The following is a 16,525-nucleotide window of genomic DNA, read 5'->3' as shown; positions in this document are numbered from 1 at the left end:
TTGCAATCTTCCTCCCCAAAAAGAGGATGCTCTCCGACGCGGACCGACGCGCATGGCCAGGGTCCGGCGGGAGCATCCTCTTGCGTTCTTATGACATTAAGGCAGTTGGAACACGACGGTCGGATCCGTCCCGATATCCTTCACGATGTTCGCGAGCACCGTTCCGTACGTCATGCCGAAAGTGTAGGAGCCGGGCAGCAGTTCCACTCGGATCTCGCCGCCAGCCGTGCTGCCGATCGTCCGCCAGCTGCCGCCCGCATACACCTTGGCCGTGCCGCCGTTCACCGGGTTGCCGCCGGCATCCTTCAGTTGGATGAGAACGCTCGCCGTCTGGAATACCACGGCCGGATCGTCGCCGACGTTCTGGCTCTTTTCCTTGTACACGCCGTCATAGGTAATGCCGAACGTATAAGTGCCCGGCAGCAGCTCCTTCGTCGTTTCGCCGCCCGCAGTCGTCCCCATCGTCTGCCAGCTGCCGCCCGCGTACACCTTCGCGTCAGCGCCGTTCAGCGGATTGCCCTGGCTTTCCTTGAGCTGTACCTTCGCCTTTACCGTCTGGAAGACGACGATCGCGGGATCTGTCGCCGTATTTTGCGTCAGCTGCTTGGACGTGCCTAGATAGGTTACGGAGAAGATATAGCTCCGCTCCGGCAGCGCCTTCGTCGCCTGCCCAGAGGCGTCCGTCGTCCCCAAGTCCTTCCAGCTGCCGTCGTAATACTTGACCGTGCCGCCGCTCAGCGGCTGTCCCGCGCTATCTTGCAGGGAGACCGTGGTCACCGTGGCGGCCAGGCTGAAGCTGACGCTCTGCTGCGTCTCGGCATTGCCCGCCAGGTCGGTCGACTTGTAAAGAATCGTATACGAGCCCTGTTTGCCGAACGCCAGCGGCGCCGTGTACGGGCTCCAGGTCGTTCCGTTATCGACGCTGTACACGGTCTGCGCGACACTGGACACGCTGTCCGCTGCCGCAAGCGTCAGCGTAACCGGGCCGTTGTATGCGCCGCCCGGACCGTCGGGCGCCGATGGATTAAGCGCAGCCGTCGTGACCGGCGGCGAACTGTCCGCTATGACCGGACGAACCTCGACATCGTCGACGTAAAAGGTTTGCACCGGACCACTCTGTTCCGTATACAGGAATACTCGGACATCCGTTACGACTCCCGTCTCCTCGATCTTGTAGAATCCCGATGCCTGCGTCCAGCCTCCTCTGAGCAGCGGCGCGCTGGTGAACAAAATTTTCTGCTGCGCGACGCCGTCCAGCTTGTATTGCAGGCAGATCCGGAACAGCGCTGGCTGCGCGGGTGCTGCATCCAGTTTGGCCCAGGCCGAGTAATAATACGTCTTCCCCTGCTCGATCAATGTTGGCATGAAGAACGACGCATATTTGTTGTTGTTCAGCTTCGCTACCTGCAAAGACTGCGTCCCCAGGCGATGCTCCGACGTCGTCAAGGCTACGCCGGCGCTGGAGCCGTAATAAGCCGTAGGAATCGCGGCGCCCTCCATGTCGGGGTTGAGGATGAGATTGCTTCCCAGCACCGCGCCGGCGGGCTGCCCGGAACCAAGCGCCACCGTCACCGCCGTCGTCGCCGTGAATCCGCCGTCGATAGCCTTGGCTGTAATATTCGCGATTCCCGTCTTCTTAGCGAACACCGTGCCGCTGATGTCCACGACGGCCACGTCCGGATTGTCGGAGTTCCAGATCAGCGCTTGGTTATTGACGCTGCTCGAGGGCTGGAACATCGGAACGAGCGCCTTCGTCTCGCCCATGTTCATCGTCGTCGTCGGATTGATGCTCAGTCCCGTCGCATAGGTCCATGTCGGACTGGACGAGTAGGTCACGAGCCTCGCTTCGACATCGTCGAGATAGTAGTCGTGGTTGGTGCCGTCGATCTCCGTGTAAAAGTAAAGCAGCACATTGGAGATGGGACTGGTCTCCGCGATCGTGTAGTTGCCCTGCAGCTGCGTCCATTGATCGGCTGAGAGCCCGACACTGGTGTAAATGATCATCTGTTTGACATTGCCGTCGACCGTATACTGCAAGCAAAGCCGCAGCGGTTCGGTGAGCGTCGGCGCCTTCGCGAGCTTCGCCCAGACCGAATAATGGTACTCCTGGCCTTGCGTGACGGCGATCGGAAAAGAAGCGCTGCCGTAACGGCTATCCTTGACGACCTTGAGCGACTGATGGCCGCTGTGGGATTGCGTGACGTCCAGTCCCAGCGCGCCGTTCTGCACGCGCGCCTGAATCGTGCTTCCTTCCATGCCGGGATCCGCGACCAGATTGGCGCCCAGCGTCGGCAGCGAGGTTGCCGTATCCAGCTGCACGGAATCGATGCTGAAGCTGCCGGCCGACAGCGTTGGCACCACGCGGATTTGCTTGATCGTTCCCGTCCAGGCGGCCGCGGTAGTCGTATCGAACACGTACTCGCGGAGGGTCGAATCGCTTGGCAGGATATAGGTCGAGAACGACTTGGCCGCATTCCATACGGGATCGGCGTCCGTCGTATAATAGAGCTTCGCTTGCGAGCCGGTCGTCTGGTTGCCGAGCTGCACGCGAACCCGCTTGATCGTGGACGCGTCCAGCCCCAACTGATCCGGCGATTCGACCGCAGGTTCTACCCCGCCGGATACGCCCAAGGAGGTACCGCTGAATCGGCCGCCCAGCGCCTGCCCGCCGGAGATGCTTCCGTTCGCCGTCCAGCCGTCTCCGAATTCAAAGTCCCAGACGACGCCCGACGGATAGATCTGGATCTTCTGCGCGGACGTGTCCCACTTCACGGTCGCTCCGAAGGCTTGCTTGAGGTAGGAGAGCGGCGCGAGCACCGTTCCGTTGGTCAGCTTCGTCGGCGCATGTTCGAGCGTAATGGACTGATTGTCCTTGAGCGCCGTCGTACTGCCGACCGTTAATTCGTAGACGCTGCCGCTCTTGACGGCGATAAACTTCTGATTGGCCGCGTCCCACTCGGACCGGACGCCAAGCTGCAGCCAGATGTCCTTGATCGGCACCATGACGGCGCCGTCCTGCACGAGCGCCGGCTGGCTGAAGTTTTTCCGCTTGCCGTCGATATACAGCTTGATGTCCGTCGAATCGTCGGCGACCGCCCGGATGTAGTCGATGCTGATCGTGCCGATCGCCGAGATCGGATCGATCCGGATCTGCCGGATATTGCCGGTCCAGCTCTTGTTCCGCCACATTTCCACGTAATAATCCGTGTACCCGTTGTCTTGCGGGATTACGTAGAAGCCCATCGCTTTTGTCTCGTTCCAGTCGCCGTCCAGCTCCGTCGTGAAAAATACGCGGCCGTCGATATCGTTGGCGCTGTTCTTCATCCGGATCTTGAGATAAGGCGCGTCCTCCGCCTTAATCCCCAGATGGTCCGCCGAGATGATGCCCGGGTCGGTGTTGTTGGTGGTGCCGGTGAAGGTGCCGTCCGCGACGCTCACCGCGTCGATCTGCTTCAGCACGCTCCAGCCCTCGCTGTCGCCCGGCGTGTTGAACTCCCACGCGGCGACTGAATTGCTCGATATCGCCGGGGGTGTCAGGGTCCGGTTCTGCACGACGCGCCCTTCCGGATACAGGACGTTGATCCGCGCTTTCTGCGTTGCGGTCGGCACGGTATCCGTGTGGGTACTGACGCCCGCGAATACGTCTCGGATCGCATCCACGTAGCCGAAGCCCGCGAGCCCTGCCGGCATGATGAAATGACCTTCCCCGTATTCGTTCCAGTTGTCCAGCATGACGAGCTTCTTGCCCAGATTGCCCGCCGACAATGACGGAATATAAGTGTCCTTCGTCCACTGCGCCAGCGACTTGAATTCGGCCGGGGTCGCATAATACCCGGAGCTCAGCCCCCAGGCGGTATCGTCTCTGCCCATGCTGAGGCCCGGGATGACGTCCAGCACGCCGGCGTTGTTTTCCAGCGTCAGCTTGAGCTTCTGGAATTCGGGATGCCCGCCGAAGGAGCCCCACGAATAGGCGTAGACGCCGTCGAAGCCCGCGGCCTTGCGGTTCTGCAGATCCTGGGCGCTCGTGCCGTTATACACGTTCAGGATGGTTAGCTCGCCGACGCCGGCATCGCGCGCCGCGTCCCGCAGATCATCCATCAAATCCTTGGCCAGCTCTTTGGTGCCGCCCGCCAGTTTGACGAATTGATCGTAGTTGTAGATGGTGAACACCGGCTTGCTGTCTACCTTCAAATACCGGGGGTCCTTAAAGTAATATTCGATCCAGTAGGGGACCAGATTGTCGCGGAAATCGGCGATGTCCTTCGCCGCGGAGTTCAGGTTCTCCCACATGATGGCAAAGTGCGCCAGATTGCTGTACTTGGCATTGAAGTAGCCGTCGTCCAGCGCATCGGACAAGTAGGAGTCCTTGATCGGCGCGCCTTCTCCCCCGATCGGCCTGAACCAGCAGGACATCTGGAAGTCGATGCCGTGCTCGAGCATCCACTTGATCTCCCAGTCCGCCGTCTCCGGATTGCCCTCGTCGTAGAAGCCCAGATACGGCGTCCGGTCGGGGAACGGATTGATCACGTCCCAGCCCAGATGATGCCCCTCCCGCCACATCGGGCAGCTCTGCACGCCGACGAGCTGGCTGCCGGTGCTTACGGCTGCCGGCGCGGGCACATAATCCGCAGGCTCCGGCGTATTCGCATAAACAAGTATATCGTCGAGCCACATCAGGCCCTTGTTCGCGGCGGAGGTGGAGAACCGGATGCCGTCGACGGAAGCGATGCCTGCCGCGATGTTCACGTCCGCTGCCTGCAATTTGCCGTTGATGTACAGGTCGGCCTTGTGCGAGGCCGGCTTCAGAACCACCTTCAGGCGATACCACAGATTCGCCTTGTAGTCGTACAGCTCCACGGGCGTTCCCGCGGCGGCTTCGTACGACAGCTTCCCGTTCGAGGTGAACAGCTTGATCGCCGTCGTACTTCCGCTTCTGAGCTCGGCCGCGAGGCCGTCCGTTTTCGCGGGAATGAAAATCTTGTATTCCGCTGTCAGATCGCCCGAGATCGCGGCGAAGCTCTTGGCCAATGTCATGCTGCCGGTCGAAGCGGATGCGTCGATTTTCAGGCTGTTGACGTCCGGCTTCGGGGCGCTGAGCATCTCGGCGACCTTAATGGAGCCTCCGTTCAGGACGGCCGTCCAATCCTGGGGCAGATTGCCCGAAGCCGGCATGACCGACAGCAGCCTTTCATTGACCGCGTAGCCTTTATAGATATGAAGCGGCGTAAAGAAGAAGTCGCCCGTCGAAGCGACGCCCGTCGTCAGCTGGAAGCGGTTCAGCGAGGACACCGTATTCGCGAAATTTTGGGCGCTCGCCCGCAGGATGCCATTGACGTAGACATCCGTCTTTTGCGTGGACAGATTCGCAATGACCTTGACGCCATATTCGACATTGGCCGAATACGCCTGCAAGGTCACCGTGCCGCCTCCCGATGTCTCCAGCAAGAGATTGCTCCCGCTGGCGCTGGTCGCGATGCTGACGCCGGGCGTATCGCCGCCGAGCAGCTGCCAATGCAAGCCATTAATGACGCTAAACGGCTTGAATCGAAATTCCATCGTCAGCGTCCCTTCGCTCTGGGCCGGGAACTTGCGGCTCATCGATACGGGGAGCCTCGTACTGGCATCGCTGATTTTTAACGTGTTGTTATAGATGCTCGTCAGCGCGCCGCCCGCGGCGCGGATGTCCCAGCCGGACGGCTGGCTCTCCCCCGGCACCAGGTTGGACAGAAACGCAAAGTCTTCGTCAACCAGGTATGCGGCCCCCGCCGGCGCGCTGTCGGCCGATGCGGAACGCGGCTCGGCCATCAAAAAGAAAACGCATACAATTGCAATCGCACAGAAAGCGGTCCAGCCGTTCTTCATTGAACGCATAAATGAAGATTCCCCTTTGCTTGGTTAGTAGAGGCAGACGCTTATTCATAAGAAGCGGCCCGACTTTCTCCAAGCTGGGCCGCCTTGCCGAACCGTTTTCGTTTAGCTGTTTTCCGCCTTCCACGCATCGAACTGCTTTTGCGCCTCGGCCATGATCTTGTCCATGCCCGCCGCATCCAATCGTTTCTGAAGATCGGTATAGTAGCTCTCGAAGTCCGGCATCGAGCCGGTCGTCAGAATCGGATTCGATTCCTTCTGGATGGCGCTCACCTGTGCGATCTCCGTCTTGACAGGCTCAGGATTGAAGATGAAGCCGAGGATGCCCGACGCCTTGCCGTTGTCGTTGTTTTTCTTCATCTCCTGAAGCGCTGCGGTGGAGTTCCAGTTCGAATCCCACTGATCCCACAGCGGGCCGAGCCAGTTGTGCCAGATCGCCCAAGTCTGATCCGCGCCGGTCGTCGCTTCGATCGTCGGGTTGTCGTCCTTCACCGTGCCGGACTTGACCGTATAGTTTTTGCCCTCGACGCCGTAGGCCAGCGTATTCAGCAGGTACTTGTCGCCCCAGATCTCGTTGAGCAGCATCATCGCCCGCTCGGGATTCTTGGAGGTGGCGCTGATCGCCGTCGCGGCGGAAGTCATCGAGTTGGTCGAGATCGTCGGGTAGCCGGCCAGCGTCTCTACCGTCGGGAAGCCGTAAGTCGCCGTCGACTTCGAGCCGTCCTCCGTATAGCCGCCCGAATCGCGCATGACCGCGTACTTGCCCGACTTGGCTTCGGCCAGATAATCCGTCTTGATGGCCGCATCCTTGGCGATATAGCCTTTTTTGTAAAAGTCGTTGATCGTCTTGTAGTTCTCCTTGTTCTCGGGCACGCCCAATATCTTGACGATCTTTCCGTCCTTCTCGCTATAGGAGATGCCCGGCGTGATCGTCGTATAGTCGTACAAGGTGACGCCCGCCGCGGTACCGTTCGCCGTAGCCAGGAGCGGAATCATGCTCGGCTCGTTTTTCTTGATCTCGGCCAGGAACGGCTCCAGGTCCTTGATGCTCTTGACGCTTTTGTAATCGAACTTGTATTTCTCCACCATATCCTTCTTGAAAACATGCGCGCCGGCCGGCGCGTACGGCGTTTGCGCGGGAATGGCCATGATCTTCCCTTTATACGTAACGGCCTTCCAGGCGCGGGGGTCGACCTTCGCCAGAATGTTTTGGCCGTACTTTTGCAGCAGCTCGTCGAGCGGCAGGAACGCGCCCTTTTGAACGTTGTCGCTGATCCGGTTGGAGGCATACGTGGAAAAGACGATGTCATAAGGCTCGCCGGCCGCCGAGATGAGCTTCATCTTATCTTCCCAGCCGGCATTGTCGATCAGATTAAGATGCAGCTCCGCGTTCAGCTTTTCCTTGATGACCTTGTTCGCTTCCGCTTCGACGGCGGCTTGATCCTTCATATTGTCGATCGGCTTCGGCATGTACCAGCTGAGCTTGACGAAGTCCTTGGTATCGCCTCCGGTATCCGCCGGCTGCGAAGCGGGCGCGCTGGCGCTCGGGCTGGCGCTTGGACTCGCGCTCGGACTGGCGCCGGCGCTTGCGGACGGGCTCGAGCCGCCCTCTTCCTTCGAACTGCAACCGCTTACGATCATGGCCGCCGCCAGCATGGCGGACGTCCCCGTTCCGATCCATCTTGCCTTTTTCATGCTTGTCGGACTCACTTGGATTGCCTCCCTTGTATATGCCTTTCATTTATAATCAGCAGCCGTAAGCTCAAAAGACTCACGGCTGTAATTATCACCCTTTGACCGAGCCTACCGTCAAGCCCTGTACGAAATATTTCTGAAAGAGCGGGAACACGAGCAGCATCGGACCGGCCGCCAAAATACACATGGCCATTCTGGCGCTTAAGGAGGGCACGAGCATGCCCGGCTTGACCAGTCCGTATTGAATGGCTTCCGCCGAATTCAGGTACTCCATGTTTTTCAGCACGCGAATGAGCAAATATTGCAGCTTCATCAGGTTGTCGTGCTCGACGTAAAGCAGCGTCAGCCACCAGTCGTTCCAATATTGGAGGGCGAAGAACAAGCCCAGTGTCGCCAAGGCCGGCTTGGAGATCGGGATGACGATCTGCGCGAAGATACGCAGCTCGCCGGCGCCGTCGATTTTCGCCGATTCGATGACCGCCTCCGGAATCGTCTGGAGGAAGCCTTTCATCAGCAGCACGAACCAGCCGCTGATCAGATAGGGCAGGATGAGCGCGAGAATGTTGTTTTTCAACCCCAGCCACTTGACCATCAGAATGTACGAAGGAACCATCCCGCCGTGGAAGAGCATCGTAAAAAAGATGAAGAAGGCGAGAAACGACCGGAAACGGTAGTCCTTGCGGGATATCGCGTAAGCGTAAGTCGTCGTCACCCACATCCCGACGAGGGAGCCGATGACGGTCGTCGCGATCGTGACGAAGTAAGACTGGAACAGCACCTTGGGCTCATGCAGGATGACACGGTAGGCGTCGAACGTAAAGTTTTTCGGAATAATGGAATAACCGAACTTGACGATATCGTTCTCGCTCTGGAACGACGTGCCGATGATGACGAGAAACGGAAACAGGCTGGCGACGCACAACAGGATAAAGACGAGATGAATAAACATTTTCCCGGCGGTCGGTTGACTCCGCTTGAGAGCCGTTACGGAACCGTTCATGGCTGCACTCCTTAGAAAAGAGAATTTTCCGGATTGATTTTTTTGACGATGAAATTGGTCGCGAGCACGAGGCAGAAGCCGACGATGGATTGGAAAAAGCCGGCAGCCGACGCCATCCCGATATCGCCCATGTCGATCAGCGACCGGTAGACGAACGTATCGATGACATCCGTCGTCTTGTAGAGCAGGGACGAATTGAGCGTCACGTTGTAGAACAGCCCGAAATCGCTGTAACAGATGCTGCCGATCTGCAGGATGACCATCATGATGACGATCGGCTTGATCATCGGCACCGAGATAGAGATCGCCTGCCTGAACTTGCTCGCCCCATCGATCTTGGCCGCGTCGTAATACTCCGAATCGATGCCCATCAGGGCGGCGTAGTAGATGACCGAACCGTATCCGAGCCCCTTCCATACGGCGGCCGCCACCAGAATGTAAGGCCAGTACTTGGGGTCGCTGTACCAGAGGATCGGTTCTTCGCCCAGGGATACCAGCACACGGTTGATGACGCCGTAATCCATGTCGAACAGCGAGCGGAAGGCGAAGCCCGCCACGACCCAGGAAATAAAGTAAGGGATAAACAGGATGGTCTGATACGCTTTAACGAACCGGCGGCTCAGCTCGTACAGCAGCAGCGCGATCGTCACGGACAGCGTGGTGCCCAGCACGATAAAGGTCATATTGTAGAGGAGCGTATTTCTCAGCACCCGGAAGAGCACATCCCCATTGAACAGGAAGCCGAAGTTGTCGAAGCCGACCCAGGGGCTGTTCCAGATGCCCAGATTGTAGCGATAGCTCTTAAAGGGCAGCAGCATGCCGTACAGCGGCACGTAGTTAAAAAGAATAATGAGCAGAAATCCCGGCAGCGCCAACATCGATAATCCGAAGTTTCTTTTGATCGTCCTGATCATGTGACCGCACTTCCTTTTCGCATTGCTTGTCGTGATAAGCCAACTTTAAGGCGCGGAAGGCGGGAATGTATATTTTAAAAACGGCATTTTCCTGCAAAAACATGCATCGAAGCGCGCGATTGGAGCAATTTGCGAATTCATGACCGGCCCATAAAAAAAACGAGTCCCGCACCGCTCCCGGCGCAAGGCTCGCTTAGTAATCGTTCTCCATAATATCGCCTGACACGCAGCGTTTAGTTCATTTGGTTCGCTTTTCGCTGGAGCGCATATTCCTTCGGCGTCATCTTGTATTTCTTTTTGAACAGACTGAAAAAATACGTCTCGTTCGTAATGCCGACCTTCTGCACGACCTCGTAAACGCTCAGATCCTCCTGGATAAGCAGCTCCGCCGCCTTGGTCAACCGCACGCCGTTGATCAGGTCCGCGATCGACAGCTGCGTCGCGTCTTTATAGATTTTGCTCAAGCTCCGCGTAGAGATTTTCATCATCGAGGCGATCGAAGACAGGCTGAGGCCGGGATCCTGATAGTTGCGATGGACGTACTCCGTCACCGCGTCCACGACAAAGTAGTTGAGCGCATCGGTATCCTCGGCCGTCTCCTTGTTGAACGAATCCCGCAGCCCGCTCCAGACGATGCGCTCGATCTCGGCCATCGTCTCCTTCTCCAGCACATGCCTGCCGATCGATGCCTTCTGCAGCGAGGGCGCCGGCGTCACCTTCGCCTTCTCCAGCGCTTCGATCGCGGCGTCCGCCAGACGGAGAATCGAGATCAGCGCATTGTGATAATTCAGCGCAGCCATCTCCTCGAACAGGCTCGCCAGCACATCTTTCATCGCGGATATATTGCCCGACTTGATCGTCTCCATCAGCCATGTTTCCAATTCCTTGGAATAGCTCGTCTTTTTGTTGTCCGCGCGTCCCCGCAGCCGCTCCTGCGTGATGACGGAGCCGTGGCCCAGTTGGAGACGGTACATCGACTGATCCATCGCTTGCGTATACAACGCGTGCAAGCCGCCGAGCGTCTCCGTCTTGCCGCTGATCGAAGCGGTGAAGGTCACTTTGAAAAAGCGGGAAAAATGGTCCTGCGCCTCTGTCAGAAGCGCCGCGAGCCCATCTAGCCAGCCGGCATCCGTTTCAGGCACGCCAACGATGAGCAGGACATGATCCTCCTTCATATCGATGCCTTCGTTCGCATACTTGACGCCCACGATCTCGGAGGCGATGTTGATGAGGGCGAACCGGATCGTTTCCTTATCCTTGGCGGAGAAGCGCTGCTGGAATTCCTTATAGTTATCGATCTTGAGCAGACAGACCGCATACGCGCCCGACAGCGGCAGGGCAATTCTCGTCTCCTCGAACAGGGGCGCCAGCTCGGCCGCCGGGATGGAGAAGCGCTCCGCAAGCAGCCGGCTCAGCCAGTAATGCTTAACGACATCCTTGTAGCGGTCCTTTTCCTGGTAAAAAACATGCAGCTCCTCCATCGATTTTCGATAGACGGTATTCAAATAAGAAATCTCGTCGACGACTTCAGCTTCGGCCTCGACCGATCTTCCCGGCCTATTCTGTCTCACGGCGTTCACCAGATTGCCGATCGGCCGATAGATCGTCCGGGAGATAAGGATCGAGACGACGAGCGCCAGCAGCAGGGCGATCAGCGTAATGAGCAAAATGCTGGTACGGAGCCTGTCGATCGATCGATACACTTCGAGGACCGGCTGAGTTTTGAGCAGCGTCATCCCTGCGTCGTCGACATTCGTATACGTGATCAAATACGGCTTGCCGCCGTAATTGCGCTGGAAAAAGCCTTCCGCGTCGGCTTCGGGATGTGCGGTTCGATAGGCTGCCAAGTCGCTTTTAAGCCGCTGCATGATATCCCGGTCGCCCGTTCCGTCATCCAGGTATTCGCCGGCTTGGTCCATGATAAAAATACGGTCGCCTTTGCGCTTGTCGATCATGTTGATCTGATCGATATTGTCCAGCAGCCATTCGGCGCGGACGTTGACGACGATGACGCCGTCGGGCTTCAGATCGTCCGCCGAGATCTCGTACATCAAATAAGAGAATACGTACTCGGGCTCCGTCTTCCCGTTCACCAGCTTCTGAATGTTGCGGAAGATCGGCTTCATCTGGGGCAGCAGCCGGTCCGAATCGTACAGCGCGCTCAGCAGCTTGTCTTCGAAAAAAAGCGGTCTCCCCGCATTGTAGGTCTGGTCCAGATTCCGGTTGTAGATCGTAAGAGAATGAATGTACGGATTGGCCGACGTGACGGAGCTGGTCACTTTGTTAAGCCGATTGGCGACCTCGACCATATTTTCTTGCCTGGCATACATGACGGCGGCCACGTCGCTGTTCAAATAAAGCGATTGACAAAGGCTGGCGATCGTCTGATCCATGAATTCCATATTGTATTTGACCTGATACAATATTTTCTGGCTAGAGGCGTACTCGTTTTTGACGAGCAGCTTCCGGGCATTGAGATAGACGACGGCGGACAGCACGACGACGATGAGCAATATCGCGACGCCGATCCATAACAGCATTTTTATATAATAAGCTTTGGCCCCGAATCGCTTCATGCCGGCGTCTCCTTTGTTCGGCGCTATGCCTGTCAATGCCGAAGAGGACCGGCGTTCGCCAGCCTCTCGTTTTTTTTGAAATTACGGTCTAGCGGCCAAGCCTGTCGGCCAGCGCATGCAGGTTGTCCAGACTGATCCGCACGCTGTCCAGCGCTTCTCCCTCGCAGATGTCCTGCTCCACGACGTACCATTCCACGCCGCTTTGCTCCCCCCACAGAAGCAGGGGTTCGAAATCGATGATGCCTCTGCCGATCTCGGCATACGTTCTGCGCTCGTCGCCGGTCATGTCCTTCAGATGCATCGTCGGCATGCGGCCGCGATACGGCGAGATGAAGTCTGCCGGGTCTTTTCCGGCTTTGCTCACCCAGTATACATCAATCTCGGCCAATATGGCGTTGTCCGGCGCAGGCTCGAGCAGATACGACAGGGCATCCGTCGCGCCGACGCGCGTCTCGAATTCGAAGGCATGGTTGTGAAAAGCGACCGTGAACCCATCGTCGCGCAGCTCGCGCGCCGCCGCGTTCAATTCCCCGCGCAGCCTGATATAGCCCTGCTCGTTGCGCCATTCGTGCGGCACGGACGGGCAGATCAGCCGGCGTGTGCCGAGCAGGCTCGCCTCCGCCTTGACGCGCTCGGGCTCGGCGCGCAGACGCTCGACGGAGACGTGCATGCCCGCCGTCTTCAGCCCCGCTTCGCGGAGCACCTCCGCGACCTCCTCGGCCGCGTGTCCGTGCAATCCGGCCGTCTCGACGCCGGCCCAGCCCATGCGGCCGAGCTCGCGAAGCGTCGCCGGGAAATCCTGCTCGCATTCCTTGCGCAGCGTGTACAGCTGCACCGCAAATTTGTGTTTCAAGCGGACTCCTCCTTCTCTACCAAGTAATCTCAATCGCGCCGCTTATATTGTTCAGCACGAGCCGGTCGTGGCGAGTGCAGTCCGCCAAGTCCAAAAACGCAGTCTCGCCCCGCACTTCTACGCGACCTGCCTGCAGGCTTGCCAGCGGTGGATAGATCGTCACCTCCGCCTCCCGCAGGCCCGCGACGAAGAGCATCCGCTCCGTGCTTTTTCCGGGCGTTGGTCCCGGCGCGAGCTCCCGACAGGAAACAGAGGATTTCTTGCGCTGCTTGACGAAGACGCGGCATTCGTCGTGAAAGGTGCGATTCGGCCTGTAGGGCGCGGCGCCCTCCCCCATCATCGTCGTCTGACCGACGATCGCGGGCACCCCTTCGGGAAAGCGCAGCTGCAGGGTGACGGACGTGTCCTGACGGCAGCCGGTGAAGAAAAAGCCATTGTCGCGGCGCGTGACGAACAGCAGCGCCGGCTTGTCTGGCTCCGCCGGCTTGGACTGCAGAAGCTCGTATCCGAACTCGGCGAGCAGCTGGCGGGACAGCGCCGAGATGTCCTTGAACGGCTCGGGCTGGCGATGAGGCAGATGGGACACGGCGCCGGATTCAAAAGGCAACGAGCCGCGAACCCATCCGAGCTTGCCGCCCTTCCATTCCGGCAGCTCGCGCGTCAGCGCCAGGACGCGTACCTGATCGCCTTGGCTGCCCGACGCACATACCTTCGTGCCGGGATCACCAGCGTCGTCCAGCACTTCGCTGAGCGCGCCGCCGCCGATCAACGGGTCGTGCAGGAAAACGGAAGAGACCGTCTCCGGATCGGTTATTACATCCTGTGGCAGCCCGCTGGAGAGCGCGACCTCTCCCTGAATGCCTTCCTCCTGCCGGAGACTCAGCAGCCGCTGCAGCTCGCCGTCCAGGACACTGCCGTAGACGATCGCTCTGCCGCCTTCCCGGACGAAGGCCGCCAGCCTTGCAGCGTTCACTCCGGTCAGCCAGGAGGCCGGCGTCCATAAGATCGTGTCCAGCATTTTGCCCAGCGCTCCCTCCTCCATCGCAGCGAAGTCGTCCGTGCTGAGCACCGTGTTAAGCGGCAGCCCCTCGTTCACGGCGTTGCGCACGAACCATTCCTCAAAGAAGATCGACTTGGCCGCTTCCTCCGATTGTTCTACGGCGGCGTGGTACTCGCTGAACGGATACAGCCAGGTGAGGATGCCGGCTTGATCGGGAAAGTCCTTGATCGCCCGGCGCAGATGAGGAATGACCTCCGCCGGACAATCCGCGTTCAGCTCGCCTTTCTCCGTGTCGATCGTCAGCAGCTCGACGATGCCCGGATTTTCCAGCTCGCCGTCGGCGTTCATCCGGGCGACCGACAACGGGCAATAAATATCGTGCGGCTCCCGGTCATACAGATCCCACCAGGGATTTTGCCAGAACCAGGGGTCGTTCGGATAGAAGCGGTACGGATACGTCTCTCCCGGAAGCACCGCGATTCGCGACATATAGGAGGCCACTTCCAGCCCGAAGTCGAAGTTCAGCGCGCCCCACGGCGAATTCGGAGGCGGCAGCTCGATATATTTTCGGCGATACATTTCCTGCAGCGGAATGAAGTCCTTGGCCAGATCCATTCCCGTCCCGAAGTTCGTCCCGCGCACCTCGATGCGGTATTCGGGGCATTCCCGTTTGAAATGTTCCCAGAACGACAGGGTCTGGTCCGTCAGCTCTCGGTAGTCCGCCATCGGCATCGATGTGCCGTCGTAGTTCGCGCCCAGGTACGTCCAGGGAAAATAGGAGAAGCCGAAGCCGTTCGAAAACCAAATATAATCGAAGCCGAGCGCCGGGAGGAAGCTGGCGCACTGTCGGCCGAGGAATTCGCCGAAAGGAGTTCCCTCGGGAATGCCGTCCGGATAGGCCGCATAGGCGACCGAGTCCGCGCGAAGCTCCGACCAGGTGCAGACGACCGTATAATCGGCCTTCAGCGCAACCTCCTTGCCTCCCAGCTTAGCACGGTTGATCTCCGGATGCCGCGTATACTTAAAGTCGGAGTAGGCGAACTCGGGCCCTGCGTCGAAGGTGGCGCCCACTTCCATCGCGATGCCGAACCGATCGCGGGCGATCCGCTTAAACGCCGCGACGATCGTCCGCAGGTTATCGTATGTAATTTCGCAGGCATCGGGCCTGTACAGCTTGGCGATCCGGGGATCGTCGGGTTGGATATGCCCGAACCGGTCCTCGTTCGCAAAGCCGATATAGCGCCCCCACTCGATCCGGCGCTCCCCATTGCCGTCCCACTCCAGAATCTCGCTGCCGTCCGCCACCCACAGCAGCATCGAGCAGCCGTCCGCCATGTCGATCAAAGGCAGCCATTGCCGGATCGCTTCTTCGCATACCGCTTCGATCGCCGGCAGCGCCATGCTTGTAAAAGGCTTTAAACTCATCTCCAGCGTAACCCGCCGGAGTCTTTTGTCTGTCTTGGATCGGCTCATTCGATCAGCCCTTCCTTGTTATGCTTCCACCTTTGCTTCAAAGACGGGACGCAGCAGCTCGGCCAATACGGGCCGAAGCCGGCCCGCGATGCGGTCGTAGCCCAGATCCGAAGGATGAATGCCGTCCGTCGTGCAATCCTGGTCCGCCTCGCCGAGCAGCTCCGTGCCGTCGAAAAAGTGAACGCGATCGTCGCCCGCCAGCCGCTGCCGCTCGACCTCCTCCCGCTGGAACCGTCCGCGCGCGGCGCGGCGGGCCGCTGCGTCGACGTCGAAGGCCTCCCTGGCCATACGAATTTGGGACAGGACGAGGATCGGCACCGCGGGATGACGACTGCGGTAGATCCTTATGAATTCAGGCAATGATTCCTTAAGATGCTCCGTGCTCGGCGTATTGGCTTCGTAATCCAGAATCAGCAGGGCCGGTTCGTCGATCTGACCGATCAGATGAGCAAGCTCGGGCTCTCCCAGCGCATTGCCGGAAAAGCCGAGATTGACGAATTCGAGCGGGAACATCCGGCTTAAAATATTCGGATAGGCCATGCCCGGACGGGTCGCGCAGGCGCCGTGGGTGATGGAGGTACCGTAGAGCAGCACCTTCTTGTCGGTGGGGAAGCCCGGGAATTCGGCCATCTCCGATGCGGGTTCGACGCCTACCCACAGGGCCTCCACGCCTTGATACAGAGGCAGATTAAGCGTGATATCCCGCAGCCCGCGCGGAAGCGCCTCGAACAGGACGGAGACGTACTCGGTTTGGGTGACGTCAAATCGCGTCGTATTGATGTACTTTTGATCGCCAAGCCCGCCGATATAACAATCGATCCCGCATTGGCCCGTCGCCGCCAGCTGGTACATGCTGTACTTGTCCGCCAGCTTCACCCGCACGTACAGCCTTGGTGAATCCGTCCTGAACCGGACCTGCACCCCGGTCGTAAAATTGGCCAGCCGGTCCACTTCCGGTCGAATCGGGTGGCTTGGCCGGAGCGGCAGCCTCCGGAAGACACCGTCCTGTGACAACCACGGAAGTCCGGTCACGCGAAACGGCGAGCCCGGCACGGGCAGCCAGCTCAGCTCCGGCAACGCTTGGTCGCCCACTCTCATATTCGCGTCCGCTTGCCTGTCGTCGGGCGGTTTCTTTTCGCTCATCTC

The 16,525-nt window shown here is 59.0% G+C and carries 8 protein-coding genes; all 8 read right to left on the bottom strand.

Annotation, left to right across the window (positions count from 1 at the left end; all coding sequences use genetic code 11):
- Nucleotides 1-96: 96 nt before the first annotated feature.
- Nucleotides 97-5,871 carry a stalk domain-containing protein gene (locus KVT38_RS00250; protein WP_217591672.1) on the bottom strand — a complete coding sequence of 1,925 codons (5,775 nt, stop codon included), beginning with the start codon at nt 5,869-5,871 and terminating at the stop codon, nt 97-99.
- A 102-nt stretch (nt 5,872-5,973) separates the two neighbouring features.
- Nucleotides 5,974-7,578, bottom strand: coding sequence for an ABC transporter substrate-binding protein (locus KVT38_RS35470; RefSeq protein ID WP_217591671.1), 1,605 nt, complete (start codon nt 7,576-7,578; stop codon nt 5,974-5,976).
- Between the two features lie 76 nt (nt 7,579-7,654).
- Complete coding sequence (locus KVT38_RS00240; protein ID WP_217591670.1) at nt 7,655-8,563, bottom strand: carbohydrate ABC transporter permease; 909 nt, start codon at nt 8,561-8,563, stop codon at nt 7,655-7,657.
- An 11-nt stretch (nt 8,564-8,574) separates the two neighbouring features.
- A complete protein-coding gene (locus tag KVT38_RS00235) occupies nt 8,575-9,477 on the bottom strand; it encodes an ABC transporter permease (RefSeq protein WP_217591669.1) in 903 nt (300 codons plus the stop codon).
- A 233-nt stretch (nt 9,478-9,710) separates the two neighbouring features.
- Complete coding sequence (locus KVT38_RS00230) at nt 9,711-12,053, bottom strand: AraC family transcriptional regulator (protein ID WP_217591668.1); 2,343 nt, start codon at nt 12,051-12,053, stop codon at nt 9,711-9,713.
- Between the two features lie 88 nt (nt 12,054-12,141).
- Complete coding sequence (locus KVT38_RS00225; protein WP_217591667.1) at nt 12,142-12,906, bottom strand: sugar phosphate isomerase/epimerase family protein; 765 nt, start codon at nt 12,904-12,906, stop codon at nt 12,142-12,144.
- A 16-nt stretch (nt 12,907-12,922) separates the two neighbouring features.
- Entirely contained in the window at nt 12,923-15,379 is a 2,457-nt protein-coding gene (locus tag KVT38_RS00220) for a hypothetical protein (RefSeq protein WP_217591666.1), read from the bottom strand.
- A gap of 18 nt (nt 15,380-15,397) precedes the next feature.
- Entirely contained in the window at nt 15,398-16,522 is a 1,125-nt protein-coding gene (locus tag KVT38_RS00215) for an SGNH/GDSL hydrolase family protein (RefSeq protein WP_217591665.1), read from the bottom strand.
- Nucleotides 16,523-16,525 lie beyond the last annotated feature (3 nt).

Source organism: Cohnella sp. GbtcB17 (assembly GCF_019091135.1).
In the GTDB taxonomy this organism is placed as follows: Bacteria; Bacillota; Bacilli; order Paenibacillales; family Paenibacillaceae; genus Cohnella.
Note: the sequence above shows the minus strand (reverse complement) of the source record. Positions and strands in the feature narration are given on the sequence as shown.

What these genes read in the sequence shown, in the direction of transcription:
- KVT38_RS00230 (WP_217591668.1), bottom strand. Translation starts at nt 12,053, where the DNA reads ATGAAGCGATTCGGGGCCAAAGCTTATTATATAAAAATGCTGTTATGG.
- KVT38_RS00250 (WP_217591672.1), bottom strand. Translation starts at nt 5,871, where the DNA reads ATGCGTTCAATGAAGAACGGCTGGACCGCTTTCTGTGCGATTGCAATT.
- KVT38_RS00240 (WP_217591670.1), bottom strand. Translation starts at nt 8,563, where the DNA reads ATGAACGGTTCCGTAACGGCTCTCAAGCGGAGTCAACCGACCGCCGGG.
- KVT38_RS00235 (WP_217591669.1), bottom strand. Translation starts at nt 9,477, where the DNA reads ATGATCAGGACGATCAAAAGAAACTTCGGATTATCGATGTTGGCGCTG.
- KVT38_RS00220 (WP_217591666.1), bottom strand. Translation starts at nt 15,379, where the DNA reads ATGAGCCGATCCAAGACAGACAAAAGACTCCGGCGGGTTACGCTGGAG.
- KVT38_RS00215 (WP_217591665.1), bottom strand. Translation starts at nt 16,522, where the DNA reads ATGAGCGAAAAGAAACCGCCCGACGACAGGCAAGCGGACGCGAATATG.